This is a genomic window from Kribbella sp. NBC_00889 (genome assembly GCF_045207705.1).
GTDB lineage: Bacteria > Actinomycetota > Actinomycetes > Propionibacteriales > Kribbellaceae > Kribbella.
The window spans coordinates 5,689,848-5,714,969 of record NZ_CP108783.1; the positions used below are offsets into that span (position 1 = coordinate 5,689,848).

Sequence of the window (25,122 nt, forward strand, 5' to 3'; positions counted from 1 at the left end):
GCTACTCTGACGCCGTGATCAAGCGAGGCGTGGCATATCGACCGGCTCTGGGAGGGGCCGGCATTCGGTAGTCCCCGCAACTCGCTCCACCCAGAGCCTCCGAGGCAGGAACCGACCGGGTTCCTGCCTCTTTCCGTTGCCGGAGGCGCTGTCGTGGCGAGGGTGCCTCCAGACCTGCTGAGAGGACCCCATGAACGACCCGACCACGGTGATCGACCGATTACGCCGTACCACCGACTCCATCGTCGGCGAGGCCGACCTGCGTGAACGACTGACGTGCGGGCGGCCCTTGCGGATCAAGTACGGCGTCGACTGCACCGCACCGGATCTGCATCTCGGCCACGCGGTCAACCTGTGGATGATGCGGCAGCTGCAGGACCTCGGCCACCAGGTCGTGTTCCTGCTCGGCGACCTGACCACCCGCGTCGGCGACCCGACCGGGCGGTCCGAGACCCGGCCGGTGCTGACGCCGGAGGAGATCGAGGCGAATGCGACGTCGTTCCTCGAGCAGGTGTCACTGGTACTGCGCACGGATCCCGCAGTGTTCGAAGTACGGCGGAACTCCGAGTGGTACGACGGGATGCGGGTGGCGGAGCTGCTCGGTCTGTTCGCGCAGGTCACGCATGCACAGCTGATGGCGCGGGACATGTTCCGGGAGCGGGTCGCGGCCGGGCGGGAGATCGCGGTCCACGAGCTGGCGTACCCGGTGCTGCAGGGCTACGACAGTTTCGCGATGCAGAGCGATCTGACCATCGTCGGCACGGACCAGCTGTTCAACGAGCAACTCGGCCGGCACTTCCAGCAGCGCTTGGGCGCGCCGCCGCAGGTGGTGATCACGACCACGATCACGCCGGGTCTCGACGGACGGGCGAAGCAGTCGAAGTCGCTGAACAACTACGTCGGGCTGACGGACCCGCCGCGGGAGAAGTTCGGCAAGCTGATGAGCATCCCGGACGACCTGGTCGAGCCGTACGCCCGCGTCTACACCGAACTCCCGATGGACACGGTCGCCGCACTCGGCGCCGCAGCCGCACACGGCGGTCCGCAGGCCCGCGACGCCAAGCTCCGCCTGGCCGCTGCCGTGGTGACGCGCTACCACGGCGCCGGCACGGCGAAGGCCGAACTGGAGGCGTTCCGGCGGACGTTCTCCGACCGCAGTCAGCCCGAGGACATTCCGGAGATCGTCGTCGACAGCTCTGTGACGACTGCGCTCGATCTCCTGCGCGCGATCCGGCCCGGCGACAGCAACTCCGAGCTCCGGCGGCTGATCCGGCAGGGGGCCGTCACCATCGACGGCACCCGGGCGGACGACCCGGCGGAGGCCGTCGACCTGGGCACCGGCGTGGTGATCAAATCCGGCGCACGCACGTGGCACCGGGTCAGACGACACTGATCAGGTGGAGACGAAGACGGTCGAGGCTTTGGTCAGCGTCGGGCAGCGCTACGCGGGCCGGGTGCCGGCTTTCGAGGTGGAGCCGGCGTGGTGGTCCGAAGTCGAGGGCGTGACCCGGCAGCTCGACCAGTTGCTCGGCGTCCAGACCATGGTGCTGCGGCTCGTGCACGCGGACGAGGCGGTGGTCGGTCGCGGTGGCCGGGTCGTCTACCACGTGCAGGCGCTGGGCGAACCGTGTGCCGGCGTACTGGACGAGACGCCGTACGACGGATGGGACGCGATCGTCGCACCCGATCCGCTTCGGGCGACGTGGGCCGAGGTGGACGGACCGGGCCGGCTGATCGAGTGGGCGCGAGGCATCGTCGGCCCGCTCGATCCGGTTCAGGTCAAGACGTGGAACCTGTCCTGTCTGATCCGCTTCCCGGGTGCCTGGGCGAAGGCGACGAGCCGGTTCTGCAGTATCGACGCCGATATCATTGATCACATCCACCGGTACGACGCTCAGCTCGCACCCACCGTGCTCGGTACGTCGGCCGGCAACCGCTGGTCCCTGCTCGCCCACGCGCCCGGGGTCGACTGCTGGCAGCCGGATCCGCCGACGATCGAGGACGTGGTCAGCCGGTGGGTCGCCGTACAAGCCGAGCTTGCGGCGGAGGTGGACGCGCTCGACGCGCCGGTACTGCGACCGGAGCACCTGGCGGATGAAGTGTCCCGGCTGCTGACCATCGTCGCGCTGCCCGGTGATGACGCGCTCGCGGTTGAGGAGCTGCTGACCAAGCTGCCCGGCATCCTGTCCGAATTGGATGCGTCGGGTCTGCCGATCACGCTCGTACACGGCGACTTCCATCCGGGCAACTGGCGTTCGGACGGCACCAACCGGGCGATCGTCGACTGGGCGGACAGCTTCGTCGGCCATCCGGCCACCGACATCCAACGGCTCCGCGGATGGATGCCGCAGGCACAGGGCGATCACGCGGTCGAGGTCTGGTCGGCGGCCTGGAAGCGCCGGATCCCGAACAGCGAACCGTTCCGGGCACTGCAGCCGATGACGGTGCTCGGACGTCTGGTCGGGGCGGTCATGTACCAGCGGTTCCTCGACAACATCGAGCCGGACGAACGCGTCTACCACGCGGACGACCCGCGCACCGAACTCCAGGCCGCGGTCGAGGCTATGCGGGCTTGCGGGTGGTGACGAGCCAGGCAGCCGACGGGTAGTCGACGCCCGGACCCACCTGGATGAGTTCCTGCAGGGGCTCGCATTCGGGCATCCGGAAGCCCGCGGTGGTGAGGATGTGCGCGACCCGTGCAGGATCGGCGAACGCGAACGGACCGGGTACGTCGAGCCGCGGCGTGGTGCCGGTGGTGAGTTCGGCGTACCACGGGTTCCGGCTGGGCGCTTGCCAGACCAGGAGTGCGACGCGCCCACCCGGACGCAGCGCTCGCGCGAGATTGGTGAAGGCCGCGATCGGGTCGGCGAAGTCCGTGCAGCCGGTGCGGCTGAGGAGGACATCGAAGGTCTCGGTCTCGAAGGCATGCACCTGTGCGTCGGCCGGCACGAACGTCGCAGTGACCGCGCCGGTCTCCTCCGCACGACGGGTGGCCTCAGCCAGCGCCTGCTCCGAGAGGTCCACGCCGACGGCGTCGCCGGAACCCGCGAGCCAGGCGGCGGCGCGCGTCGTACCGCCGGTTCCACAGCCGATGTCGAGGACGCGATCACCGTCCCGGATGGCGGCTGCCCGGAGCAGCCAGTCGTCGTACCGATACAAACTGTTCTCAGTCAGCCCGGTGCCGTATGCGAGGTCGGTGCCGCTCATCCTGGTCCCCTTTCGTTGTCCTGCTGTACGGATCAGCGGGCAATCCGGTTCAAAGGGCAACCAGGATCAGGGCGTTCCGGCAGGCGACTCCGGCGTCTGGGAGCCGACCGAGGTGTCGGGCGGGTTGTCGGGCGGCGTGTCGGGCGGCTTGTCGGTGTCGGGCGGCGTGGCGGCGTCACCGGCGGCGGCGTGGTCGTGGTCAGCGGAGGAGGTACGACGACGACCGCGGAGGCGGCACGTGCACGGCCTGCACGAGAGCCTGCGGATTACAGCCGTAATGTACGGACAAACACGCTTTCGCCGATGGCATGCGGGATATGGAACGCTGACTCATCGAAGCCGAGCGAAAGGGTGGGAGCATGACGATCCTGATTACGGGTGCGACCGGAAACGCGGGCGGCGCGGTCGTGCAATCGTTGGCGGCCGAGGGGATCGCGGGCCGGGCGCTGATCCGCTCCGACACACCACTGCCGAGCGGGATCAATCCCGTGTACGGCGATCTGAACAAGCCGGACACATTCGCCGACGCACTGGACGGGGTGTCAGGGATTTTCCTGCTCAGCGGTTACGACCGGGTCGAAGAATTGCTCGCGAACGCGGTCCGGGCGGGAGTGCGGAAGGTCGTGCTGCTGTCGAGCAGTTCGCTGGCCGGCAGCGATACGTCGAACGCGATCGCCGGGTATCACCAGGCGGCCGAGGAGGCGGTGAGGGCATCCGGGCTGGAGTGGACGCTCCTTCGGCCGAACTCGTTCATGTCCAACACGCTCCGCTGGCTTGATCAAATCCGCGCGGGTGATGTGGTGCGGGTTCAGTTCCCCGACGTACCGATCGCGACGATCCACCCGCGGGACATCGCGGATGTGGCCGTCCGTGCGTTCACTGCCGATGACCAGGCTGGAGCGATCCTGCGCCTCACCGGTCCGGTCGCCCTCACTCCGCCGCAGCAGGTGGAGATCCTGGCCGAGGCGATCGGCCGGGGGTTGACGGCGTACCCGATGAGCCGGGCGGAGACGCAGGACGAGCTGCAGGCCTCGATGCCAGCGCCGTACGCCGAGGCGATCGAAGGCTTCTTCGGGGACGGGATCATTGACGAGACGACGGTCAACGACACGGTCCGGCAGGTGACCGGACGGGCGCCGCGCACGTTGCAGGACTGGGTTCGCGAGAACGCAAGGCTGTTCGCGTAGGAACATTGGAGCGGGTAGCGTCGCGGTGAGGAGGTCTCGCGGTGAACCAGTTGCTGGATCGGGTGCGGCAGTTCTGGCTATCCCGTCATCCGCGCACGCGGGCTCTGGCCGTGCTCGCGCCGTTCATCGCGCAGTACCACGCCATGACCGGCCACGATCTGACCAACCGGGTCCTCGGCGACAGCGTGATCCTGGGCCTCGCCGCGATGTACGGCGCCCTGCCGCGAGCCGCCGAGCAGAGCGCCGAACGCTGGCTGGCCGAATGCGCCGTGGCAGTCGACCGCGCCTCGAACACGCACTGGCAGCTCAACCAGCACGCGAACGACCTGCTCCCCGAGGTCTCCGAGGCGATCTGGCGCCGCCTGCACTATCTCGATCCAGGCACTAGGCGGGGCTGAGCGCTGCGACGTACTCGGTGCCGGTACAGACAGTGCCCAGGCGCGGGAAGACATAGGACACCGCGAAGTCGTGGGCCTGCTGGTCGAGGCCGGCCATCGCGTCGGTGAGGTAGACGGTGTTGTAGCCGAGATCGTCCGCGGCGCGGCCGGTCGACTCGACGCCGAAGTTGGTCGCGATCCCGGCCAGCGCCACGGTCTCGATCCCGCGCGATCGCAGTTCGTCGTCCAGACTCGTCCGGCCGAAAGCTCCGATCGTTCGCTTCACGATCTCGAGGTCACCCGGCTGCGGGTCGAGATCTGGTGCGAGCCCACTCCCGTCCGGCTGTGCGTCCAGCCCCGGCCGCTCGACCCGGACGTTGACCACCAGCCCGCCCACCGACCGCGTCGCCTTCGCCAGCGCCACGCATCGCTCGAGCACCATCGGTCCGGCCAGCGGTGCCGTGTCGAGCGCGATGATCCGCGGCATCAGATCGATCAGGACGAGGGCAGTACTGCGGGGATAAAGGCTGAGCGTGGTCACGTACCGACACTAGCGGCCAGGGAATCCGCGAAGGCCACGTCCCGCTCGGTGCCGGAGAAACCGAGACGCCAGCAGCCGCCGTCGTACTTCCCTGGTGGGAGCGCGCGTCCGCCCGGTTGCCAGAGCGGTTGCCAGGCGACCGCGCCGTTCGACGGGTCGTACCAGTGGTTGTCCTCGGACCAGGCCGAGCCCGGCCGGTACGCCGTCACAACGCTGAGGCCGGGGGCTGTCGCCATCGACCATCGGGGCAGTCCTGCGACGTCGCCGTCGCGGCCGAAGCCGCCGGGGTCACCTTGCTCGGGCAACGCGGAGTCGACGTTCAGCGCGACCTCCCAGACGGGTGCGTTCGTTGGTGCCTTGACCGTCCAGGCGAGCCGGGTGTCGAACGTGGTCGGGCCGAAGTCGAACGTCCAGTCTGCGGCGACCGGCTCATCGCCGAAGGGGATGCCGCGTAGCGTCAACGACGTACGGCGCGCGTCCACGTGGGCAGCCGGGCCGCTGAGGTCGGTGGCGCCGAAGTTCCCGACCGCCAGATACGGCGCGGTCGTGCGTCCGGTCGAGTCCAGCGCTGGACGGTAGTTTCGGCGCCCGGTTGGGTCGACGTCCAGACCAGTGAGTGCTGCTCGGGGGCTGGTCTCGATCGTCGCCCGGTAGTGGTTGGTGGTCACCACGCGGCCCTTTGTCACCTGCAGCTCGGCGAAGTCGAGCGGCGCGATGAACAGGCCGCCCTTCCCCCAGCCTGCTCCGGTGACGTACCAGTCCTGGCCGTCCTGCACGACCTCGGCCGCGTGCGCCGGGATCGTGCCGGCGAGCTGATCGACGGTGAAGTGCAGCGGATCCTCGCTCTTGTAGACCTTTGTCGACTCGTAGCCACCGTCACAGCAGACGAACAGGTACCAATCCGTTCCGCGCTGGACGACGAACGGCGACTCGGTCGGGCCACCGAACGTCCCGGTCGACGGGTGCTGGAACGCTGTCTGGCGGTCGCTCCAGTGCTTGAGGTCGGTACTGGTGCGGTAGGCAACGATGTGGTTCCCGCCGGCCGGCGACGAGTTGGCGGTGTAGTACATCACCCACTGGTCGCCGACCTTGCGCACCATCGGGTCCCGTCCGTCGAAGCCATCGGTGAACAGCGGGTTGGCCGCATCGCGGGTCCAGTGCACGAGATCGGTCGACGTCGCCAGATGCATCCGGTACGCCGTGTGATCCGGCGTACCGGCGGCATAGAACATGTAGTAGGTGCCCTCGTCGTACATGACGTACGGCGCCCAGATGTGGCTCTCCCCCGCGGCCGGGTCGGCGATCAGCGCCGGCGCTTGCTTCGTCCACGGACCGTTCGGGGTCGGCGCTGTTGCGTGGCCGAAGCTCTTCTCGTCGAGCGGGTTGGCCGGCTCTGCGTGCGTGATCGCGTACACATGCCAGGTGCCGGTCGCGCGGTCCTGCACCAGGGTGTGGTCGTTGTAGTACCACGGCTCGGCCTCGCCCACGCTCGGGTCGTAGACCTTGGCGAATTCGCCGGCGGCTACAACCTTGTCGATCTTCTCGTACGGCGTGATGCGCACGCGCTCGGGCGATGCGGCGGAGTGCAACGGCACAGTGAGGACAGAGAGGCCGACCAGTGCGGCGATGAGTTTGCGCATCATGAGTTGAGCTCCAGGTCGAGCAGGTCGACTCCGACGAGGAACCCGGTGGCGGCTGGGTTCTTGCCGGTCAAGGTGATGACGAGTTGGTGGTTACCGGCAGTAAGTTGCGCCGTTCCGAGGTCGAGCTGCTGCGTGCTGACTCCGGAGGCGGCGTAGCCGTCGAAGCTCACAGCTGTGCCGCCGTCGACCTGTACGTCGGCGATGCCGTAGTCGCCCGCCTTGGTCAGCACCGTCGAGAGGTTGAACGAGCCGGTCGTCGGGACGCTGAAGCCCAGCACGACCTTGTCGCCGGCCTTGGTGGCGTGGATCCAGGCCTGCGATCCGCCCGACCAGCTCACGCCGCAGCAGTTGCCCTGCGGGTCGACCGGGACCGTTGACGACACCGGCGGCAACATCGCCTCGCCCTCGAGTCGCATCGTGTTGCCTGTGGATCCCTGCGCGGCGGCGGACTTGCCGCTCTGATGACCGGCGAGGTCGACCGCGGCGACGCGGTAGGACCAGGTCTCGTTCAGCCCGAGATTGCGGTGCACGAAACCTGGCAGCGGACTGGTGCCGATCAGCTTCTCGGCACCTCCCGCTTTCGCACCGTAGATGTTGTAGTGCGCGATTCCGCTGTCGTCACTCGCGTCCGACCAGGTCAGGCTGATCGCGTTGTCGGCCCGGCCAGTGGCTGTGAGTCCCGTCGGTTGCGCCGGACCGGTCTTGTCGTCGTACGGGAGGACCAGCGATTGGACGACGTACGACGATGCCGTCCAGCTCGGGCCGGCGGGCTTCAGCTCGATGTCGAGCTTGGTCCGGCCGAAGGTGAGTGCCGCAGGCAACTGGAAGTTGTCGTCCAGCCAGCGCTGGTGATCGTTGCCGAGCGGCTGCAGCCAGGTGCCGGCGTCCTTGCCGTCGACGAACACCTGGGCTGACTGGCCGGCGACGTTCTGGTCGCTTGTTCGGCGCAGCGTCACGCCCCGGTTGACCGGCTCGGTCTTGACGCTGAAGCGGATGGGCTGGGGGGTGGCCCGGACCTGGTCGGTCAGGGTTGTGTCGTCGTGATCGCCTTCGTACACCGAGCTCACGTCGTACGCCTGCGGGTTGGTGTCGGCGTACCCGTGCTGCTCGCGGCTGGTCGCGGAGCCGGTGTCGATGCGGTCGGTCTCGCGGGCGCCGAACTTCGCGGCGGTGTAGAGGAATGCAGTCGAGCCGTAGATCGCCGGGTGGTCGTCCTGCTGGCCGTGCTCGATGCCGAAGTCGAGTTGGTTCTGGAAGGCGACGGAGTCGGTGATGTGCAGGCGCCAGGCGCCGTCGCACTCGTTGGCGCAGAAGCCGGCCCGCACCTCGTGGGCGGAGTTGCCGTGGAACGGCGTCGAGTAGGTGCCGGCGTTGAAGTACCAGCCTGACTCGTAGTAGTCCTCGGTTCCGGTGCCGTGAATCGCCGGGGTGCGCTCGCCGTCGACGTACACCCGCTCGTCGCCCTCGAGATAGCCGCGGGTGTTGCCGTCGGCAAGTAATCCCTCCATGGTCTGGGAGACGCCGACGAACTTGCCGCGACCGGTGACGTCGGCGAAGTTCCAGTCACTGCCCTGCGTGGTCTCGCCGCGCTGCGAGATCGCGCTGAAGTAGCCGGTCTTGCCCGTCGCCAGGTCGACCGCCTTGCGCGCGTCCTTACTCGAAGTAACTTCGGCCTGACCGTTCAGCGGGTACGCCGAGGTGTTGACCAGGCTGACCGTGGCGCTGGCGGCGTACGGCATCGGCCACCAGGACGAGTACCAGCCGTCGGGGTCCATCCCGAAGAACAGCGAGCGGACCGGGTTCTCGCCGAGGCCCGAGCCGAAGAACTCACCGATCGGGGCGTCGACCCGCTTCTCACCGTCGATCGTCACCTGGACGCGGACGCCGGCCAGGAGCGAGTCCGACGGCTTCACCCGGGCCGCGTCCTCCTCGGTGGCGGCGTACGCCATCGCGTGCGAGCCGCTCCAGTTCTGCTGGGTGATCTCGTAGCCGTGCGCCTGCTCGTCCGCGACGTGGTCCGGACCGACGTCGAGGGTGTCCGTGCGCTTCGCCGTACCGCCGACGATCGAGTCGGCCCAGTAGGTGAACTCGTTGAAGTCGAGGTCGGACGAGACGAACTGGTTGGTGATGGTGATCTCGGACTTACCGGCAGTAAGCTCGGCCGGGAGGTCGACGGTCTGATCCGCCCACTGCGCGCCCTGAGCCTTCAGCGGTGCCCACTCGCCGGCCCCGGTGCCGTCGACGAGCACCTTCGCGCGCTGGTTGCCGATCCGCAGATCCATCCGGCGGACCAGCTTCACGCCGGTGTTCGCCGGGTCGAGCTTCATCGTGAACTTGCTGCCGCCGACGAACGCGCGCCCGTCGTCCGCGAAGGACTGCAGGTCCAGCCCTTCGATCTCGGGCAGCTTGAGCCGGAGCGCGCTGACCTCGCCCGGATCCTGGACGTCGGCCAGCGTGATTCGTTTGCCGGGGGCAAGCTTCACCGGGGTCGCGGTGGTCTTGCTGTTCGGCTGGGCCGGCTTCGGGTCCTTCGTACCGGCCGCCTTCAGCAGGGCGACGACATCCTCGGCCTTGTCGCTCGGGTCGAACGTGCTGACGCCGTTCGCGTCGGGGAACTGGCGGTAGTCGACGTGGTAGAAGAACGGGTTGGTCTGGGTGGTGATCCGCATCGAGGAGCGGTACGGCATCGGCACCCGGATGTAGACGCCACCGCTGGTCTCGACCCCGTTCGCGACCAGCGGGAACGTGAACGGCGCGCCGAGCTTGCCGTCGACCACGTCCTGCAGGGACGCGTGCAGCACCTGCTTGCCGTCGAGCTCGACGGTGATCGTTCCGGTCTTGCTGACGTTGCCCTCATCCCGGGTGAACCAGATCGACGCGACCTCACCGGGACCGTTGTCCTCGGCGATCACGCAGCCGTCGGCGGTGGTGCGCAGACAGGAGTACCTGCCGTCGAACCCGTCGTTGTTCGTACCGTCCCGGCCGAAGCTGGAGAACTGTTTGGTCCGGACACCGGTCTGCAGTTCGGGGAGCCGGTCCAGGTTGCGATACACCTGCCATCCGACCGGTCCGTTGTCGTTCCCGGCGTACGTCGTACCTGATGCCGTCGAGGCGTTCACGGCGGAGAGAGCGAGCAAGGCGCTGACAGCGAGCGCGGCAACACGACGGAACATTGGGCGGCCTTCCGGCGGTGTCGGAAATCGATTTCTCAGATGTTTACCATCGATGCACAGCGGTTGAGAAGGGCTCGGCCACGTCGAATTGCCCCGTCCACCGATCGGGCCCGCCGACGAACAGGCTCGCCGGGCGCGCCAGACTGGGTCCGCACACACCTTGACCTGCGGGAGATTCGATGAGTTCTGCTCCAGCCCAGATCGCCGTCACCGGCCTCGCCGTGATGGGCCGCAACCTGGCCCGGAACCTCGCGCGCAACGGGTTCCGCGTCGCCGTCCACAACCGGTCGAAGGGCCGCACCGACGCCCTGATCCAGGAGTTCGGTCACGAGGGCGAGTTCGTACCCGCGGACGACCTGCCCGCGCTGGTCGCGTCGCTGGAGCGGCCGCGCAAGATCATCATCATGGTCCAGGCCGGTCCGGCCACCGACGCGGTCATCGACGATCTCGTCCCGCTGCTGGAGGAGGGCGACATCGTCGTCGACGCCGGCAACGCGCACTTCCTCGACACCCGTCGCCGGCAGGACGCCCTGCAGGCCCAGGGGCTGCACTTCGTCGGCAGCGGCGTGTCCGGCGGCGAAGAGGGCGCACTGAACGGCCCGAGCATCATGCCGGGCGGCTCGGTCGAGTCGTATGCCGCACTCGAACCGATGCTGACCAAGATCGCGGCCCAGGTCGGCGACCAGCCCTGCTGCGTACACGTCGGCCCGGACGGTGCCGGCCACTTCGTGAAGATGCTGCACAACGGCATCGAGTACGCCGACATGCAGCTGATCGCGGAGGCGTACGACCTGCTCCGGCACGTCCTCGGACTGTCACCGACGGAACTGGCCGACGTGTTCCGGGACTGGAACACCGGTGACCTCGAGTCGTTCCTGATCGAGATCACCGCCGACGTACTCAGCCAGACCGACCCGACCACCGGCGGTGCGTTCGTGGACGTCGTCCTGGACCAGGCCGAGCAGAAGGGCACCGGCCGGTGGACCGTGCAGTCCGCGCTCGATCTGGGCATCCCGGTGAGCGGCATGGCCGAGGCCGTGTTCGCGCGGTCGCTGTCCGGTGACGTCGTACGGCGGTCCGCGGCGGCCGGCGTACTCCCGGGGCCGGCTTCGGAGAAGGCCGATGTCGATCGGGACGCGTTCATCGACGACGTACGGCATGCGCTGTACTCGTCGAAGCTCGTGGCCTACGCCCAGGGGTTCGACGCGATCCGGGCTGCCAGCGAGCAGTACGACTGGGACATCGACCTCGGTGCGATGGCGACGATCTGGCGCGGCGGCTGCATCATCCGGGCGCGCTTCCTCGACCGCATCAAGGAGGCGTACGACCGGAACCCCGCGCTGCCCTCACTGTTGGTGGACGACTACTTCAAGGAAGCCGTCGCCAACGGACAGGAGTCCTGGCGCCGGGTCGTCGCGACGGCGGCCCAGGTCGGTGTACCCGCACCCGGCTTCTCCGCGGCCCTGTCCTACTACGACGGCCTCCGCGCAGAACGGTTGCCGGCAGCACTGATCCAGGGCCTCCGCGACCTCTTCGGAGCCCACACCTACAAGCGAGTAGATCGCGAAGGCACCTACCACCTCGAATGGTCCGGCAACCGCTCAGAAACCCAGTCCTGACCCATCACGCCGACCGCCCACGCGGTCCGGCGACCCGTCGGGGCGCGGTCCTGAGCTCGGCGGCCAGCGCCCGTACGGCGGCTGGCCGCCTCGGTTCTCCCCGCCCCCGAGCGAAGCGAGGGGGCGGGTTCTTCCCTTGTACTTGTACTTTCTTCGCGTGTCATGTCGCAGGACATCGGTGACAGTTCTGCATCAGGACATCGGTGACATTTCTGGTGGGCTTGGTGGTGACACTTCGGCCGCGAGGCTCGGGCGGTGCCAGCCAATGAACCTATCGATCCCCGTGTCCGCCTTGCGATCTCGCAGTGGCCGGACGATGCTCCGCGCGGTGCGGTCTCGACCTTCTGCGCCGAGCACGGCATTTCGCGCAAGTCCTTCTACGAGTTGCGCAAGCGCGCGACGGCCGACGGTCCGGCGGCCGTGCTCGAGCCCAGGTCCAGGCGCCCGAGGACGAGCCCGGCGAAGTTGACCGAGGAGGTCAAAGAACAAGCGGTGCAGGTGCGGGCTGCGTTGGAGGCCTCCGGGCTCGACCACGGGCCGATCAGCGTGCACGACAAGATGCGCGCGATGGGGCTGGAGGTGGTGCCCTCGGTCGCGTCACTGGCCCGGATCTTCCGGCAGGCCGGTGTGGCGCGGTTCGAACCGCGGAAGAAGCCACGCTCGGCCTGGCGCCGGTTCGTCTATCCAGCTCCGAACGCCTGCTGGCAGCTCGACGGCACCGAGTACGTGCTCACCGGTGGGCGTAGGTGTGTGATCCTCCAGCTCATCGACGACCACTCCCGCTATGCGGTCGCTTCCCACGTCGCGTGGGGCGAGACATCTGCCGCGGCGATCGCCGTGTTCGACAAGGCCGTGGCCGCCAACGGCGTGCCTCAGCGGCTGCTGTCCGACAACGGATCCGCGCTCAATCCGTCGCGCCGTGGGCTCCTGGGTCAATTCGTCGTCCACCTGATGGCACTGGGGGTCGAGCCGATCACCGGCAAGCCCTACAAGCCGACGACCCAGGGCAAGAACGAACGCTTCCACCAGACCCTGTTCCGTTACCTCGACAAACAACCGCTCGCCGAGACGCTCGACGAACTGCAGGCCCAGGTCGAGGCCTTCGACCACATCTACAACACCCAGCGCCCCCACCAGGGCCTGCCCGGACGCGTCACGCCCCAGGCCGCCTGGGAAGCCACCGCGAAGGCCGAGCCGCCACGTCCCACACACAACCTTCCCCGTCGCTCCCACCGTCCCGCCAGCCGGCCCCGGCCGCCTCTCGCACCGGCGCCCGCTGACCTGCCCGACGACACCGTCGTCAAGAAGCTGACTCCCGCCGGCATGTTCTACCTGGACAAGGTCCAATACCTGGTCGACGGGCGACGCGGCTTCCAGCAGGTCCTCGTCATCAGCACCGGCAACAAGCCCGGCGACAAGATCACCGTCACCGACCTGGAAGGCGAGATCCTCATCGAGCACACCAGACCCGCACCAGGAGTGACCTACGTCGGCAACGGCCGCCCCCGCGGCCCACGCCAAGACCCCTGAACCGTCACCGATGTCCTGACACACCAACTGTCACCGATGTCCTGATGCAGAACTGTCACCCATGTCCTGAGACATCACATGTACTTTCTTCGCGGATTGGCTTGCGTCTCGAACGTATGTTCTAATAGACGCTCAGCGCGAGCCCGCTCACGGCGGGCGATGTTCACAAGGAGATCGCCGCAACGATGACTGTAGACACTCTGGCAGTAGAAGCGCCGTCGGACGTCGCCGACACTCCCGACACCCTCACCCCGACGGACGCCACCCCGGACAACGCTCCGGCGCCCGACGCGCCTGCAGCGGACAAGCCGAAGAAGGCTCCGGCGAAGAAGGCCGCGAGCAAGAAGACGAAGACCCTCGAGCTGACGCTGACCGTCACCGGCACCGCCGACGGCGAGTGGCACGCCGAGCTCAAGCAAGGCAGCACCTACCTGGCCCGCAACCTCGCCGTCGCGGCCGCCGCGGTCTCCCGCGCCGCCAAGGAACTGCACGAGGACCTGTCGACCCCGATCGACGAGGTCATCGAGGCCGCGCGCGAACAGCAGGCCGCCAAGGTCGCCGCCCTCGAAGCCGAACTGGAAGCCGCCCGCAAAGCCCTCGCCGACCTCGCGGACTGACCCCCGTCGGCTGACTACGGCGGCGACCACCCCGGATCTCAGCCAAGAACAACCGCTTGAACGACAACTGCTTGACGACAGCGGCTTGAGCGACGATTGCTGCAGCGACAACTGCTGACGTTTGGTGCTTCCCACCCGTCCGGCAACGGACATGTAGGCGCCTCCCCGCACAAGGGTGGGAAGTACCAAACGGCAGTACCCGCAGACACCGCGGCGGCCGCGGCAGCGGCACCAGCTCGCAGACCCCGCAACAAAATGTGACGAACCCGGCGCGCCGCACCTCTGGGCGCGGTCGTGATCGAGGCCGTACCGTAATTCCCTGGGCCGATCCTCCTGGGCCCTGGCCGCTCCCGAAGTGAAGGGGTCAGATGAGCGCCTTTCAGGACATGGGATCGCTGCTGCTGGTCCGCGGCGCGGACGAGCTCGAGCACGCGGGCGGGAGCCTGTACGTCCACCTCCACCGCGTCGCCAAGCGCCTCACCACCCTCGGCGCCTCCGACACGCTCGTCCTGGCCGGCCTCGCCCACGCCGCCTACGGGACCGACGGTTTCCCCACCCACCTGTTCGACTGGCAGAGCGAACGCCCGGTCCTGGAGGCCGTCATCGGCCCCGAAGCCGAGCAGATCGTGTACCGCTACGGCGCGTGCGACCGCGAAACCACCTGGCGCGACCTGGCCGAGCACCGCACCGTCACCGACCGCTTCACCGGTACGTCGGAGGAGCTCTCCACCGCGGATCTCCGGGACTTCGTCGATCTGACCATCGTCAACGAACTCGACGTCCTCGACCACGCTCCGGACCTGGCCCCGAAACTCCACCAGTTCCTCCAGGAACAACTCCCGCGATGGCAGTCGCTGGCCTCCCCCGCTGTCCTCACCGAGGCCAACCGGGTCGTCCAGGTCTGATCAACCGGGCCACCTTGCCGTTGCCGGCGGCCGGAGTACCTGGAAAACGCCTGCGCGCCGACGCATGATCGGTACATGGCCAGGTATGAAGTGGTTGCTCGCGCAAAGACCAATCGACTGTCCAACGCCGACTACATCGACCTTGGGTTCAAGTCGTACGCACTGGACGCCGGCATGCGCCTATGCCGGGTCGAGGACCTGCCCGACGGGTCGATCGCGATCGTCCTCCAGCACAAGCTCTCGACGCGCAAGCACGACTCTGCCTGCGCGATGGCCAACCGCAGCCTGGCTCAGCTAGGCGTCCCGGCACACCAGGTCGAGCAGATCGACCTCCACCGCCTCTCCCGCAAAGGCCGCACCCTCGTGCGCTCCTGGTCCGGCCCCGGCAACCCACCCGGCCCAGACCCCTCCGGCGACCGCGAACCCCGTCACCCCAAGCCCAACCCCCCACACCTCTCCATCCACCTCGACCTCCCCAAGAGCTGACACCCGGGCGCTCGAGTCGTGGATCCGGGTCCCTGATCGGGGATTCCGCGCACACAATTCCACGACTCGGGGTGCCGACGAACGCCACCGCGCGGCGGCCTGTGGATAAGCGGCACGGGCGGGGCGCTGGGTCGGACAGAGTGGAGGGATGCTCGGAGAGATTTTCACGGCGGCGCAGGCGCGGAGGGCGGGAATGTCGCCCGGGATACTGCGCAGCGGCCGCTTTCGTAGGGTCGTGGGATCGGTCTATGCGCCGGCCGAGGTTCTCCTGACGCCACGTGTGCGTGCCGCGGCGGCTCTGCCACTCGCGCCCGGTGGGGTGATCAGTCATCACACAGCGCTGGGGCTGTGGTGCGGTACGGGACCGACCTCGGGCGAACTGCATCTGAGCGTCCGGCGCGATCCCCATCGGGTGGTGCCACGAGTTCGCGGCCTTCGGGTTCATGAGATCCGCAATCTGGAGGGAGTGCCCGCGCTCGGTGTGCCGGTGACACCACCGGAGCGCACGTTCCTCGACCTCGCGTCGTACAGCGACCTGACCGAGCTCGTCACGGCGGGCGATGCACTGGTACGCCGTACGAATGTCGACCCCGCACGCCTGATCGAGTCGGCGACCGCGGCGGTCGGCCTTCGCGGCATCCGATTGGCGCGGCGGGCTGCGACTCTGGTTCGACCGGGCGTCGACTCACCGATGGAGTCTCGGCTGCGGCTGTTGCTCGTGCTCGACGGGCTGCCTGAGCCCGAGGTCGGGCGGGTCGTCCTCGACTCCGACGGAGGCTGGTTGGCCCAGCCCGACCTCTGTTACCCAGAGCTCAAGATCGCGATCGAGTACGACGGCCGCCATCATGCGCAGGACATCGGGCAATGGCGGCGCGACATCCGCCGCCGGGAGAATCTCGAACGCGAGGGCTGGCTGGTGCGCGTCATCACAGCCCACGACCTCCTCCACGCCCCCGGCACCGTCGTGGCCCGCATTACCCAAGACCTCCGTGCACGTGGACATCGAGTCGTGGATATCGGAGGAAATCGTGGACCGATGCGCACCCGATTCCACGACTCGGTGGAGACGTCAGGGTGTGATGACTTCGAAGCGGGTGGCGTAGCGGGTGCCTAGGAGGGTGCCGGCGGGGCGGGAGACGCCTTCGAGGAACTCGGTCGGGTCGAAGTGTGGCCAGTTCAGGCCGTCGATGTAGACCCTGTGCGCGTTCAGCGACTGGACGCCGATGTCGAACGTGTCGGTAGTGTCGACGGCGTGCTTGGCGTTGGGTGAGCCCGCGGCCCAGACCTGCCGTACGCCGCCCCAGCGCTCACCCACGTCGGGAAAGATCCAGCGGTTGGCGGCGTCGCGGACCGCGTCGATCGTCGCGCGACCGGTGTTGATGTGATCGGCCTGATTGAGGTTGCCGTCGCCTCCCCACGTGTCGTGGAAGTTGTTCGTGATCACGATCTCCGGCTGATGCCGCCGGATCACCTCTGCGATCACGCGGCGCAGCGGGACGCCGTACTCGATCGTCCCATCCGGCTGGCCGAGGAACTCGACCTCCGAGACCCCGACGATCCGCGACGACTCGATTTGTTCGGCCTCGCGCAGCGGCCCCGACTTCTCCGGCGGGACTCCGTCGATGCCCGCTTCCCCGGACGTCAGGAGGCAGTACACGACCTCCTTCCCCTGCGCCGTCCATCGCGCCACAGCAGCCGCCGACCCGAACTCCATGTCGTCCGGGTGAGCGATCACTGCCAACGCCTTGTGCCAGTCCTCGTCGACCGGCTGCAGCCCCTCCACGTCAGTCATGCCCGCAGGCTACCCGCGCCGCGTCACCTCGAACACCATCCCGGCGCGCGAGCCGGTCAGCCGAAGATCTGGCGGGTGTACGGATTGGTGAAGGTGTGGGTCGGGTCCAGACGAGCGCGGACGGCGAGGTAGTCCTCGAAGTGCGGGTAGCGCGTGCGGAGATCCGCAGCGGTGAGGGTGTGGAGCTTGCCCCAGTGTGGGCGGGCGTTGTAGTCGGCGACGATCCGCTCGAACGCGTCGAAGTAGGCGGTGTGTGCGAGGCGGTGGTATTGGTGAATGGCGACGTACGCCGTGTCGCGGCCCTGGGCGGTGGACAGCCAGATGTCGTCCGCTGCGGCGACGCGGACCTCGATCGGGAACGGGATGCGCGCACCCGAGGCATCGATCCACTCGCGAAGGCGGCGGATCACCTCGACCACGTTCTCCCGAGGTACGGCGTACTCCGACTCGCGGAAGATCACGTTGCGCTCGGAACAGAACACTGTGTACGACGCGTCGACATACTCGCGGGCCGACAACGCGCGGGACGCGATCCGGTTGATCCGGGGAACCAGGCCGGGTTGCCTGACCGCGACGCGGTTGGTGAATTCGAAGACCTTGTTGGACAGGAGTTCGTCGTCGATCCAGCCGCGGACCCGGCCGACCGGGGACGCTCCGACGCCGGCGGCGACCCGGTTGTTCCGCTTGGTCAACGCGAGGTCGGTGTGCGGGAACCAGTAGAACTCGAAGTGATCGTTGCCATCGGCAAGCTCATCGAACCCGTCGAGAACCTCCGTGAGCGGCAGCGGCATCTCCTGGGCTCGCAGCAAGAACGCCGGAACGGTCTGCAGCGTGAGCGAGCTGATCACCCCGAGCGCGCCGACGGAGACGCGGGCCGCGGCGAAGACGTCCGGGTTCTCCTCGGCCGAACAGTGCAGCACCGACCCGTCCGCGGTGACCAGGTCGAGCGCGACGACCTGGGTGGCGAGGCCGCCGAGGCGCGCGCCGGTGCCGTGGGTGCCGGTGGAGATGGCGCCCGAGATGGTCTGCTTGTCGATGTCACCGAGGTTCGCCATCGCGAGATCGAAGGCGGCGAGGCCGGCGTTCAGCTTGCGCAGGCCGGTGCCGGCGCCGACGGTCACGCGTCCGGATTCCTTGTCTGCGTTGACGATCGAGGACAGTCTGTCCATCCGGACCATCACCTGCTCGGGCACGGAGCAGCCGGTGAACGAGTGGCCCGCGCCGACAGCCTTGAGCTTCTTGCCCTGCTCGGCGGCAGCCTTCACCATCGCGGCGAGCTCGTCGGTGGAGGACGGCCGGAGGATCTCCACACCGGTGGCCGACTCGGTGCCGGCCCAGTTCCGCCAGGTGCTCATCCGAAGTTCTTCCCCTCGCCCCGGTACGTGACGAGCTCACTCAACTCGTCGCCGTCGATCGCGTGAACGACCTCGAACCGCTCCAGCATTTCGCCCGCCTTCGCATAGCGCATCCAGACCCGGTCTCCAAGATGCAACCCTTCGGCGGACCTGCCAAGGACCGGAGTCTGCACTTCTCCGGCACCTTCTGTGCCCAGCAGCTTCAGCCCGGCCGGCCAGGTCGGCGATGGCAGCCTCGACTTCTTGGCCGGCCCGGACGCGACGTACCCGCCGCCGAAGAGCGTGGCGAATCGCGGGGCAGGACGACGTACGACGTCCAGGGCGTAGGCGACCGCGTGCTCGGGCTTGAAGACGTCGTACTTGTCGAAGAGCGTCGGGCCGTAGAGGCCTGAGCCGGCGGTGACCTCGGTGACGACGGGATCGGCGCTGCTGATCTCGACGCTGCCGGTGCCGCCGCTGTTGACCAGGCGCAGCGGAGCGATCTGCTTGACGGCGTCGACGACGGCGCCGCGGCGGTCGGCTAGCTCGGCGGCCGAGCGGCGCTTGACCCAGCGGACGGCCGGGGAGGTGTCGGGGAGGCCTGCGATCTGCGCCTCGTAGAACATGACGCCGGTCAGTTCGAAGGTGTCGTCGGCGGCGACCGTGCGGGCGAGGGTGGCGGCGTCGGCGGGGGTGCGGAGGGGCGAACGGCGGACGCCGAGGTGCTGGCCGAAGATCCGCAAGGAGGCGTCGACGTCGAGGCAGACCTGGATGCGGGCGTTGCCGGTCACGACGGACTTGATGAAGGCGAGGTGCTCGGGTGAGTCGATCATCAGCGTGATCCGGGCGGCGGCCTCGGGGTCTTCGGACAGGGCGCGCAGAGCCGTGCGATGCACGGTCGGGTAGCCGATCAGGATGTCGTCGATGCCGTTGTGCGCCAGCCAGAGCGCTTCCGGGAGGGCGTAGCTCATCACGCCGTGGAAGCCGGGGCGCTCGAGCGCGGCGGAGATCAGCGCGCGGCAGCGGACCGACTTGGATGCGATCCGGATCGGTGTACCCGCGGCGCGGCGGACCAGGTCGTCCGCGTTCCGGCGGAACGCGGCGAGGTCGACCACCGCGAACGGCGCGTCGAGACCCGCGGTCAGGCGGGCATACCGGTCGAAGTCACCCATACCGCGAGTGTAAGACAACAAATACTGAAAGGTAGTACAACTTCTGCGAACGGCGGGTGGGTCAGGGGGTGTCGATTGTGGATTGGAGGGCGGGGGTGGCTGTGTGGGACCAGGTGGATTGGGTGGGGGGTGGGGTGGTGGCGGTGGCGGCCAGGAGGGCGACTGTGCGGCCTTGGACTACTGAGATGTCGGTGTAGGACTCGGCTCCGGCGTACTGGCGGGTGGCTGCTGTGGCGGCGTCCTCGGTCCAGAGCTGGGTGACGGAGAGGTCGCCGCCATTCCCGCACGCGGTCATGCGGGAGTGGTAGCCCTGGTAGTAGGCGGCAGCCTCCTCAGCACCGGTGAAGCGAAGGAGCAGTGCCGTTGCAGGCAGCCCAGCGGCGGTGCGGTACGTCGCTTGGAGCGCGTACTGCGGCACCGGAAGCGACCCGGACGGCAGCTGCCCAGCACAGCCAACCGGGAGCGCTTCGAACGCCGCCTGGTGTGGCTCACGCTGCCGGGTCCAGGTCTTGTTGCCCAGGAACCCCGCCTCAGCACCACCCGGGTCGACGTACGTCTTCCAACCAGCCCCGAGCTTGGCGGGCGCCGGGAGGTTGCGAGCACTGAGCGGACCAGCCGAGGCAGGCGGCGGTGCGGTCGCCTCCTCCGGCTGCTCCGGCGGTACGGCGGCATCCGTCGGCTTGACCGTGCTCAGGGTGTTCGTAGGCACCGGCACGGTGCCACCTAGCGTCGGGATAGGCGTGCTGGTGGGCTGGGGCGTCCCAGCAGCCTGAGGCTGCGGCGGGTCAGCACTGCAGCCCACCAGCACCACAGCAAGCACCGCAGCACCAGCAAGCACCGCAGTACGCGCGATCACCGCAGCACCAGCGAGCACCGCGGCACCAGTGAGTGCTCTCACTTCGGCTCGAAGTGCTGGTAGTCGGGCTTGCTCCAGCGCGCACCCCAGAAGTACCCCTGCCCGATCAGCGCCTTGGTAGGAGTGTTGCTGGCGAAGAGCATGCCCGGCCGCGACACCGACCGGTTCCGGTACGCGCTCCCGTTCGACGGGTACCAGACGTTGTTCGCCGCCAGATAGGGGTTCTCGACGGTGTTGATGTCGATCGCCCAGCCATAGGAGTGCGGCGACAACGCATACGGGTTGCCGGTGACGCGGCGGCAGTTGAACGCCGAGGTGTTGTCGGCCTCCATCGACCTGATGTCGCTGCCGCCGAACCGGTCCACCCGCCGCATCTGCCGGATCGGGAACTTGGCCGCGAACGTCGCCGTCCAGGCTGTGATCATCTTCTGTACAGCGGCATCCCGGACGATCAGCTCACCGCGGTGCACCGTGCGGTCGAAACCCCAGTAGTTCAGCTGCAGCAGCCGCAGCGACGACGGCCGGACCGGACAGCCGGCCCGGTACGTGTACGGCACCATCGCGGCCGAGACGGCGTACACCTTGGGGTTCATGTGCGCCTTGACCACGATCTTGACCGAGGCGGAGTACTCCATCGCCGGCTGGCTGACCCACCGGCTCAGCACCCGGACGGTCCGGGTCGACGGCACGTTGTCCGGCACGCGGAAGAGGTACTTGCCCCACTTGTCCATCGTGGTGATGCCCAGTGCGAGCCACCTGCCACCGACGTACTGCTGCAGCGCGAGCTCCTTGCCCGGCTCGGGCGGCCAGGTTCGCCCGCTGACGGACGCACCGGTCAGCGTCGCGTACCAAGGGGCCGGGGTGTTGACCACGATCTTGCGGTCCTGGATCGGCACAGTCCGGGCCGCCGAGATCGCCAGCGACGTCGTGTCCTTCGCTCCGATGATGGTGCGGAACGCCCAGGTCCCGGGGTACGGCGAGACGAAGCTGAACTTGTAGACCCCGCCAGTCGTGGTCCGGGTCGCGCCACGGAGGACCCACGTGGTCGAGACGCGCTGCCACAGTGTGATGTAGGAACCGGTGATCGGCTTGCTGATCGCTCCGGTGAACACGACGGGCCGGTCCTCCCACGACGCAGCCGGCTGGTTCAACGTGATCGACCACTCCGGCGCCGCCGCGGGAGTCGGCGTCGGCGTCGGCTCCTCCACCGCGGGAGTGGGAGTCGGCGTCGGCTCCTCCACCGCAGCGGTCGGTGGTGGAGGTGGTGTCTCAGCCGGCGGCGTGACCGCAGGAGTCGTTCCCGTCACCTCAGGCGTCGGCTCGTCGGCTGCCTGCGCTCCGGCCGGGAGCAACCCCAGCACCAGCACCACAGCAGTCCCCGCCACCCCGACAGATCGCCACATGTTCATGTGCACGTCCCCTCCCCAGGGATTTATCTACCCACTGAAGAGGACGTCGCACAAGACGTGAAAGTTCTGTTAGTCCTGCAGTCTCTTCACTGCGGCGTCGATTCGCTCGTCCGTGCCGGTCAGGGCGACCCGCACGTGCCGCTCCCCCGCCGTACCGTAGAAGGCTCCTGGAGCGACCAGAATGCCGCGGTCCGCGAGCGCTCCGACGGAGCCGTAGGCGTCGTACGACGGGTGCTCGGCCCACAGGTACAGCCCACCGTTGGACAGGGTGATGGCCCAGCCCGCGTCGGTCAGCGCGTCCCGCAGCACGGACCGGCGGCGCAGGTACCGAGCCCGCTGCTCCTCCACATGCGCGTCGTCGGCGAAGGCAGCAGCCATCGCGGCCTGGATCGGTGACGGCACCATCAGCCCGGCGTGCTTGCGTACGGCAAGTAGCTCGGTCACCACCGTCTCGTCGCCGGCCACGAAGCCAGCGCGGTACCCGGCCAGGTTGGACCGCTTGGACAGCGAGTGCACCGCGAGCAGGTTGTCGAAGCTGCCACCACACACGTCCGGGTGCAGCACGGACAGCGGCCGCGCGTCCCAGCCGAACTCGAGGTAGCACTCGTCGCTGACCAGCAGTACGTCGTTCGCCCGCGCCCACTCGACCGCACGGCGCAGGTCGTCCGCGGAGGTGATCTCACCGGTCGGGTTCCGCGGCGAGTTCAAGTAGGCAACCCGCACCGGCCCGTCGTACGTCGTCGGATCGCTGACCGGCACGCAGGTCGCACGGGCGAGCGCAGCGCCGGCCTCGTACGTCGGGTAGGCGAGGTCCGGGATGAGGACGGTGTCACCGGCGCCGATGCCGAGCAGCGTCGGCAGCAGCATGATCAGCTCCTTGGTGCCGATCACGGGCAGTATGCCGGTCTGCGGGTCCACTCCGGTGACATCGAGACGCCGAGCCATCCAGTCCACAGCAGCCTGCCGCGCGGTCGACGTACCGATGGTGGTCGGGTACGACGGTGCGTCGGCCGCGTCCGCGAGCGCCTTCTTCACCAGGTCCGGCACCGGGTCCACCGGGCTGCCGATGGACAGGTCGACGATGCCGTCGGGATGCTCGGCCGCCTTCTGCTTATAGGGGGCGAGCTTGTCCCATGGGAAGTCTGGCAGCCGGCTGGAGGTCTCGAAGATCACTCCCACATCATCTCTCGCCCAGAGCCCGCGCCGCCGCCGGGCGCCCGCTCCGCGAGAAAGCCGACCGCCTGCTTCACCAGGTCCGGGTCCCGCAGCACCCGCCGGTGCCCGAGTCCCTCGGAGGTCTCCAGCCGCGCGCCCGGCCAGTCCCCGGCCAAGTCGGCGCTGCCCTGGTACGACGTCTCCGCGTCGGAGCGATCGTGGATCAGGAGCAACGGCGGCAGCGCCCGGCCGGCGGCGATCTCGGCGACGATCGCGCCCGTCCGGAACGAGCTCATCGGACCGAAGCGCGCCTCGAACCTGCGCTCGAACCCACGCCGGATCCGCGGCCCGAAACCGAGGACCGCCTGCATTTGATCAAGTGTCACGGCGAAGTCGGTCGCTGCCGCCACGAAGACGAGCCGCTCGACGTCCAGCCCGTCCCGCAGCGCCAGAGCAGTGGCCGTCGCACCGGCCGAGTGCGCGATCACGCCGTACGCCGGTCCCTGCGCGGCAACCACCGCGGTGAACGCGTCGGCGATCTCGAGGAGGGTCGACGCGGAGCTGCCTTCTGGCCCGGGAGCCGAATCGCCGTGGCTCGGAGCGTCGTACGTGACGACTCGAAAGCCCTGGTCGACCAACGGCTGGATGTACGCCGCCAACTGCAACCCCCACCCACCCCAACCGTGGACGAGATAGACCGCCGGACCTTCGCCGTACGACAGTCCGCGCAGCGTCCCAACCTCGAACGGCGTTGGTGTGGGCAGCTCACCCCGCGGCCGCCGCACCTTCTCCGGTACGGCGGGGATGCGGAACCACAGCCGGTTGAGCAAGGCCGTGCCGACCGGTGGTGCGAGGCGCTCGGACAGCCCGAAGACGAGATTCAGCAACCGAACGTTCGTGCTTTTCTTGGCCACGACAAGTCACTCCACACGGTCGGATCGGGCGGCCCGGAGGAGTGCCTCGAAGGCGGTGCGCGCTCGGTCCTCGGCCTTGGGGTCGGCCAGAAGCCGGCTGGCGTGGTGGTACGACAGCAGCACACCTCTGATGTCGTACGCGTACTGCTCGGGGTCCGCATCCTCGCGGAAGTGTCCCTCGGTGATGCCGGTCCGGAAGACGTTCGCGATCAGCTCGGCATGATCGCGCTCGGCGCTGACCACCAGATCGCGGACCGGGCCGGCCGGTGCGTCGTCCAGCTCGGCGGAGACGCTGGCGAAGAAGCAGCCGCCCGGCAGGGCGAGATCACCGTCGTCCCAGCGGAGCTTGCGGTCGAACAACGCCCGCAGCCGCGGCTCACCGCGCGGAGCCTTGAGCGCCGGCCGGACGACGCGCTCGGCGTACAGCTCCACTGCTCGTTCGACGACCGCGACCTGCAACTGCTCCTTGGACCGGAAGTGGGCGAACAGGCCGCTCTTGGACAGCTGCATCCGATCGGCCAGCAGGCCGATCGTCAGACCGCTCAAGCCGCTTGCACTGACCACACGCGCAGCCTCGTCCAGCACCGCGGCGCGGGTCTCCTCGCCCTTGCCCACTCGACGATAAAAGCACGACCGTTCACTTCTCGGCAAGGGATTTTCAGCAGGCCTTGCCCGGGTCCACCTTCGCGAGGATCTGGTCGGCGATCGTCTTGAGCTCGGCGAGCTGTGCCGGCGTGAGCGTGTCGACGACGTACTCGCGGACCGTCGCGACATGACCGGGAGCGGCCGCGACGAGGACGTCGTAGCCGGTATCGGTGATGGTCGCCACCGTGATCCGGCCGTCGTCCTCGGCCGGTCGACGGGTCACGAAGCCCCGCTGCTCCAGGCGCTTCACCACATGCGACAGCCGCGACAGCGATCCGTTGGCGAACCCGGCCAGATCACTCATCCGCAGCGAGCGCTCCGGCGACTCCGACAAACCGGCGAGCACGAGGTACTCGAAATGGCTCAGTGCCGAGTCCCGCTGGAGCTGGTAATCGAGCACGCCCGGCAATGTGAACAGCAGCGTGGACAGCGACTTCCACGCCGCCAGCTCGTCGGCCTCCAGCCACCGCGTCTCACTCCCCATGACCCCAGTCTACGGCCTTAGTTGACGCTTCAAGTCACCCGCGCTAGCTTTAGGTTGAAACGTCAACTCATCACTG

Annotated in this window: 22 protein-coding genes and 1 pseudogene; 10 read left to right on the top strand and 13 right to left on the bottom strand. The window is 68.3% G+C overall.

Annotated features, from left to right (window positions below):
* Positions 1 to 190 precede the first annotated feature (190 nt).
* Together tyrS and OG817_RS27715 are read left to right on the top strand one after the other, a co-directional pair.
* A complete protein-coding gene (tyrS, locus tag OG817_RS27710) occupies positions 191 to 1,393 on the top strand; it encodes a tyrosine--tRNA ligase (protein ID WP_406047538.1) in 1,203 nt (400 codons plus the stop codon).
* A 4-nt stretch (positions 1,394 to 1,397) separates the two neighbouring features.
* Positions 1,398 to 2,585 carry an aminoglycoside phosphotransferase family protein gene (locus OG817_RS27715; protein WP_406047539.1) on the top strand — a complete coding sequence of 396 codons (1,188 nt, stop codon included), beginning with the start codon at positions 1,398 to 1,400 and terminating at the stop codon, positions 2,583 to 2,585.
* Here the strand turns inward: OG817_RS27715 and OG817_RS27720 are convergent.
* Positions 2,563 to 3,207, bottom strand: a complete 645-nt coding sequence (locus tag OG817_RS27720; RefSeq protein WP_406047540.1) for a class I SAM-dependent methyltransferase — start codon at positions 3,205 to 3,207, stop codon at positions 2,563 to 2,565. The two genes, OG817_RS27715 and OG817_RS27720, sit on opposite strands and share 23 nt — an antisense overlap.
* 359 nt (positions 3,208 to 3,566) lie before the next feature.
* On the opposite strand from OG817_RS27720, the gene OG817_RS27725 reads away from it, so the two are divergent.
* Complete coding sequence (locus OG817_RS27725) at positions 3,567 to 4,394, top strand: NAD(P)H-binding protein (protein WP_406047541.1); 828 nt, start codon at positions 3,567 to 3,569, stop codon at positions 4,392 to 4,394.
* Positions 4,395 to 4,435: 41 nt separating this feature from the next.
* Positions 4,436 to 4,792, top strand: coding sequence for a hypothetical protein (locus OG817_RS27730; RefSeq protein WP_360458058.1), 357 nt, complete (start codon positions 4,436 to 4,438; stop codon positions 4,790 to 4,792).
* On the opposite strand, the gene OG817_RS27735 is transcribed toward OG817_RS27730, so the two are convergent.
* The 3 genes from OG817_RS27735 to OG817_RS27745 are packed head-to-tail and all read right to left on the bottom strand — an operon-like array spanning position 4,779 to position 10,128.
* On the bottom strand, positions 4,779 to 5,312 hold the full coding sequence (locus OG817_RS27735; RefSeq protein ID WP_406047542.1) for an isochorismatase family protein: 534 nt from the start codon (positions 5,310 to 5,312) through the stop codon (positions 4,779 to 4,781). The genes OG817_RS27730 and OG817_RS27735 overlap by 14 nt on opposite strands.
* Positions 5,309 to 6,955 (bottom strand): family 43 glycosylhydrolase, encoded by a 1,647-nt coding sequence (locus tag OG817_RS27740; protein WP_406047543.1) that lies wholly within the window; start codon positions 6,953 to 6,955, stop codon positions 5,309 to 5,311. The genes OG817_RS27735 and OG817_RS27740 overlap by 4 nt, the downstream gene beginning before the upstream one ends.
* A complete protein-coding gene (locus tag OG817_RS27745; protein ID WP_406047544.1) occupies positions 6,952 to 10,128 on the bottom strand; it encodes a DUF2961 domain-containing protein in 3,177 nt (1,058 codons plus the stop codon). Before OG817_RS27745 ends, OG817_RS27740 begins: the two co-directional genes overlap by 4 nt.
* Positions 10,129 to 10,307: 179 nt before the next feature.
* Between OG817_RS27745 and gndA the strand changes: the two genes are divergently transcribed.
* The 6 genes and pseudogenes from gndA (at position 10,308) to OG817_RS27775 (ending at position 16,399) form a co-directional block, all read left to right on the top strand.
* Complete coding sequence (gndA, locus tag OG817_RS27750; protein ID WP_406047545.1) at positions 10,308 to 11,747, top strand: NADP-dependent phosphogluconate dehydrogenase; 1,440 nt, start codon at positions 10,308 to 10,310, stop codon at positions 11,745 to 11,747.
* Positions 11,748 to 12,044: 297 nt separating this feature from the next.
* A pseudogene (locus OG817_RS27755) lies at positions 12,045 to 13,259 on the top strand (integrase core domain-containing protein); the annotation flags it as partial.
* Between the two features lie 203 nt (positions 13,260 to 13,462).
* The gene (locus tag OG817_RS27760; protein WP_360453183.1) at positions 13,463 to 13,894 is read left to right on the top strand and encodes a DUF6319 family protein; all 432 of its coding nucleotides are present in this window, start codon (positions 13,463 to 13,465) and stop codon (positions 13,892 to 13,894) included.
* A gap of 368 nt (positions 13,895 to 14,262) precedes the next feature.
* The gene (locus OG817_RS27765) at positions 14,263 to 14,799 is read left to right on the top strand and encodes a DUF6817 domain-containing protein (RefSeq protein ID WP_406047546.1); all 537 of its coding nucleotides are present in this window, start codon (positions 14,263 to 14,265) and stop codon (positions 14,797 to 14,799) included.
* Between the two features lie 75 nt (positions 14,800 to 14,874).
* Positions 14,875 to 15,285: a hypothetical protein gene (locus OG817_RS27770; protein WP_406047547.1), complete on the top strand. Its 411-nt coding sequence runs from the start codon at positions 14,875 to 14,877 to the stop codon at positions 15,283 to 15,285.
* A 235-nt stretch (positions 15,286 to 15,520) separates the two neighbouring features.
* A complete protein-coding gene (locus OG817_RS27775) occupies positions 15,521 to 16,399 on the top strand; it encodes a DUF559 domain-containing protein (protein WP_406047549.1) in 879 nt (292 codons plus the stop codon).
* Here the strand turns inward: OG817_RS27775 and OG817_RS27780 are convergent.
* The 9 genes from OG817_RS27780 to OG817_RS27820 all read right to left on the bottom strand — a co-directional run bounded on the left by OG817_RS27780 (position 16,355) and on the right by OG817_RS27820 (position 25,046).
* Entirely contained in the window at positions 16,355 to 17,077 is a 723-nt protein-coding gene (locus OG817_RS27780; RefSeq protein ID WP_406047550.1) for a PIG-L deacetylase family protein, read from the bottom strand. The genes OG817_RS27775 and OG817_RS27780 overlap by 45 nt on opposite strands.
* Positions 17,078 to 17,133: 56 nt before the next feature.
* A complete protein-coding gene (locus tag OG817_RS27785) occupies positions 17,134 to 18,432 on the bottom strand; it encodes a D-arabinono-1,4-lactone oxidase (RefSeq protein ID WP_406047551.1) in 1,299 nt (432 codons plus the stop codon).
* Complete coding sequence (locus tag OG817_RS27790; RefSeq protein WP_406047552.1) at positions 18,429 to 19,583, bottom strand: amino acid deaminase/aldolase; 1,155 nt, start codon at positions 19,581 to 19,583, stop codon at positions 18,429 to 18,431. Before OG817_RS27790 ends, OG817_RS27785 begins: the two co-directional genes overlap by 4 nt.
* 61 nt (positions 19,584 to 19,644) lie before the next feature.
* Positions 19,645 to 20,292 (bottom strand): hypothetical protein, encoded by a 648-nt coding sequence (locus OG817_RS27795; RefSeq protein WP_406047553.1) that lies wholly within the window; start codon positions 20,290 to 20,292, stop codon positions 19,645 to 19,647.
* A gap of 185 nt (positions 20,293 to 20,477) precedes the next feature.
* Positions 20,478 to 21,848 (bottom strand): M15 family metallopeptidase, encoded by a 1,371-nt coding sequence (locus OG817_RS27800; protein ID WP_406047554.1) that lies wholly within the window; start codon positions 21,846 to 21,848, stop codon positions 20,478 to 20,480.
* A 69-nt stretch (positions 21,849 to 21,917) separates the two neighbouring features.
* Positions 21,918 to 23,018, bottom strand: coding sequence for a succinyldiaminopimelate transaminase (gene dapC, locus OG817_RS27805; RefSeq protein ID WP_406057527.1), 1,101 nt, complete (start codon positions 23,016 to 23,018; stop codon positions 21,918 to 21,920).
* Positions 23,018 to 23,917: an alpha/beta fold hydrolase gene (locus OG817_RS27810; RefSeq protein ID WP_406047555.1), complete on the bottom strand. Its 900-nt coding sequence runs from the start codon at positions 23,915 to 23,917 to the stop codon at positions 23,018 to 23,020. Before OG817_RS27810 ends, dapC begins: the two co-directional genes overlap by 1 nt.
* Before the next feature lie 6 nt (positions 23,918 to 23,923).
* The gene (locus OG817_RS27815) at positions 23,924 to 24,532 is read right to left on the bottom strand and encodes a TetR/AcrR family transcriptional regulator (protein WP_396395411.1); all 609 of its coding nucleotides are present in this window, start codon (positions 24,530 to 24,532) and stop codon (positions 23,924 to 23,926) included.
* A 43-nt stretch (positions 24,533 to 24,575) separates the two neighbouring features.
* On the bottom strand, positions 24,576 to 25,046 hold the full coding sequence (locus OG817_RS27820; protein WP_406047556.1) for a MarR family winged helix-turn-helix transcriptional regulator: 471 nt from the start codon (positions 25,044 to 25,046) through the stop codon (positions 24,576 to 24,578).
* Positions 25,047 to 25,122 lie beyond the last annotated feature (76 nt).

Excerpts from the sequence above, each read along its gene's own strand:
- tyrS (WP_406047538.1), top strand. The coding sequence starts at position 191 with ATGAACGACCCGACCACGGTGATCGACCGATTACGCCGTACCACCGAC.
- OG817_RS27720 (WP_406047540.1), bottom strand. The coding sequence starts at position 3,207 with ATGAGCGGCACCGACCTCGCATACGGCACCGGGCTGACTGAGAACAGT.
- OG817_RS27725 (WP_406047541.1), top strand. The coding sequence starts at position 3,567 with ATGACGATCCTGATTACGGGTGCGACCGGAAACGCGGGCGGCGCGGTC.
- OG817_RS27740 (WP_406047543.1), bottom strand. The coding sequence starts at position 6,955 with ATGATGCGCAAACTCATCGCCGCACTGGTCGGCCTCTCTGTCCTCACT.
- OG817_RS27745 (WP_406047544.1), bottom strand. The coding sequence starts at position 10,128 with ATGTTCCGTCGTGTTGCCGCGCTCGCTGTCAGCGCCTTGCTCGCTCTC.
- gndA (WP_406047545.1), top strand. The coding sequence starts at position 10,308 with ATGAGTTCTGCTCCAGCCCAGATCGCCGTCACCGGCCTCGCCGTGATG.
- OG817_RS27760 (WP_360453183.1), top strand. The coding sequence starts at position 13,463 with ATGACTGTAGACACTCTGGCAGTAGAAGCGCCGTCGGACGTCGCCGAC.
- OG817_RS27765 (WP_406047546.1), top strand. The coding sequence starts at position 14,263 with ATGAGCGCCTTTCAGGACATGGGATCGCTGCTGCTGGTCCGCGGCGCG.
- OG817_RS27770 (WP_406047547.1), top strand. The coding sequence starts at position 14,875 with ATGGCCAGGTATGAAGTGGTTGCTCGCGCAAAGACCAATCGACTGTCC.
- OG817_RS27780 (WP_406047550.1), bottom strand. The coding sequence starts at position 17,077 with ATGACTGACGTGGAGGGGCTGCAGCCGGTCGACGAGGACTGGCACAAG.
- OG817_RS27785 (WP_406047551.1), bottom strand. The coding sequence starts at position 18,432 with ATGAGCACCTGGCGGAACTGGGCCGGCACCGAGTCGGCCACCGGTGTG.
- OG817_RS27790 (WP_406047552.1), bottom strand. The coding sequence starts at position 19,583 with ATGGGTGACTTCGACCGGTATGCCCGCCTGACCGCGGGTCTCGACGCG.
- OG817_RS27800 (WP_406047554.1), bottom strand. The coding sequence starts at position 21,848 with ATGAACATGTGGCGATCTGTCGGGGTGGCGGGGACTGCTGTGGTGCTG.
- OG817_RS27820 (WP_406047556.1), bottom strand. The coding sequence starts at position 25,046 with ATGGGGAGTGAGACGCGGTGGCTGGAGGCCGACGAGCTGGCGGCGTGG.